This is a genomic window from Waltera acetigignens (assembly GCF_025567015.1).
Lineage (GTDB): Bacteria > Bacillota > Clostridia > Lachnospirales > Lachnospiraceae > Acetatifactor > Acetatifactor acetigignens.
This window is the reverse complement of record NZ_JAOQJO010000045.1, coordinates 1-1,819: the sequence shown is the minus strand read 5'-3', so window position 1 is coordinate 1,819 and position 1,819 is coordinate 1. Positions and strand designations below refer to the sequence as shown.

The window sequence follows — 1,819 nt, the reverse complement described above, 5'->3', positions numbered from 1 at the left end:
CAGACCAGCTAGTTATAGTCAAGCCCTAAATGATAAAAAATAGAACTTTTTCTATTGATTATTGAAACCTAAAAATGAGTAACTTTAATAAACGTAAATCCTTTGGATTTTCGCTTTGTTGATGGTTATATACAGCACAGGATGAATGTTTATGCAGCCTGTAAAGCAGGACGTTGATACTGCCTGCAGTGTTCTTCGGGAGACCGTAATTCGAATTCTTTCTCATCACGAAGAACAGCAAAGATGATGTTGCACACTTTGTGCATTACTGCACCAAGAGCTACCATCTTTGGTTTTTGCCCGGATTTCTTCTCATAGTATTCACGAAGATATGGGTTAATGCCTTCTCCATTGCGTTTAGTGCGTATGGATGCCAGTGCTACTGCGAAGACAGCGCGGCGGGCGATTCTGGAGCCTCGTTTGGTCATATGCATTTCAGTGCCAACGAACTTACCAGACTGATTTACTTCCGGATCAAGTCCGAAGTAAGCGAATAACTGTTTTGGATTGCGGAATGCTGAAAAATCACCGATTTCGCACATGATGGTCACAGCAGTAAGAAATCCAACCCCTTTAATGGTATCAAGCCATTTAATCTGCTGGATAAACTTTTCGGATTTATTGAACGTTACCAGCTGATGGATCCGCTGCAAAATAGAATCCAAGGCAGAGTCAAGCTTCTCGATAAGGTCAAGAGTCAGAGAGATGTTGAAATAGATACTATCAATCTGGCATCCGAAAGTTTTTGCGGCTGTTGCGGCGGCACAGAGCTTTTCATAGCGCTCGGCAGCTTTTGAAAGTCCTTTTCTTGAGGCTTTTGATATTTTTTCAATCATGGTCTTTTTATGACCACGGAGTATTTTATCCGGAGTACCATACTGACGGAGAATCATGGTAGATGTTTTGCCAGTGACATCACAAAAGATGTCCAGATACTGTGGAAAAACGGTATGCAGATCGCCCTTAAGTTTGTTGATGTGAGCAGACCGTTCATCGGTCAGATCATAATACTTGCGTGTAAGGGATCGAATCTCAAGGACCAGCTTTGCTGGGAATTGAGATACAGGGATATCACCGGATAATCCCAGCTTTGCAATACCAATGGAATCAACTTTATCATTTTTTACTTTTCTGATACTTGTATTATTCGCAGAATGTGTAATAATAGGATTGATTATGGAGACGTGAAAACCACAATCAACAAGGTAGCAGAAGAGCGGGAAGTGATAGATCCCAGTGGATTCCAGAAAGGTGCGACTTTCTAAGGAATGTAGCTCTTCTGCTTTTTTTATGGCAGAAACGGCCTTTTCCAGAGAATCCGGTTTATTGTGTGTAATTTTAAAAGGTTTTTGGATTACAGAGCCGTCAGGTGCAACGATGGTCATGAAACTAAAGGCAGAACCGACATCGATACCGACGGAAATATAGTTTTTGTTGTACATTGTAAGCTCCTTCCGATAGGGTTCCATAAAAACAATGAATACACTACCTGGCACGTGATACGGGTATAGCTTAATTGCTCCCAACCAGCCTAAAACATAAATTTTCATTGATGGAATGACTGTCTAAAGTTACGGGTATTGCTGGACATAAGCCAGCTCCCTAGGAGGCGAACGTCCTTTTCCCTATTCAATGGAATATAATACCTTATGTAACAGACGAAGTCTAGGAGTGAATAATTATACTAAAAACATGTAACTTATACACGTATCTTTGGTTGGAATGAAATCAGAGGAGAATCCTCCTACCAACCTTGATATAGATTAAATAATGATGTAGAAGACTGCTATTGGTCTATGACTACATCATACCAGGAGGT

Annotated in this window: 1 protein-coding gene; it reads right to left on the bottom strand. The window is 40.7% G+C overall.

Translation table 11 applies throughout. The features are described from left to right. Positions 1–149: 149 nt before the first annotated feature. On the bottom strand, positions 150–1,442 hold the full coding sequence (locus tag OCV96_RS19345) for an IS110 family RNA-guided transposase (RefSeq protein ID WP_262595218.1): 1,293 nt from the start codon (positions 1,440–1,442) through the stop codon (positions 150–152). Positions 1,443–1,819 lie beyond the last annotated feature (377 nt).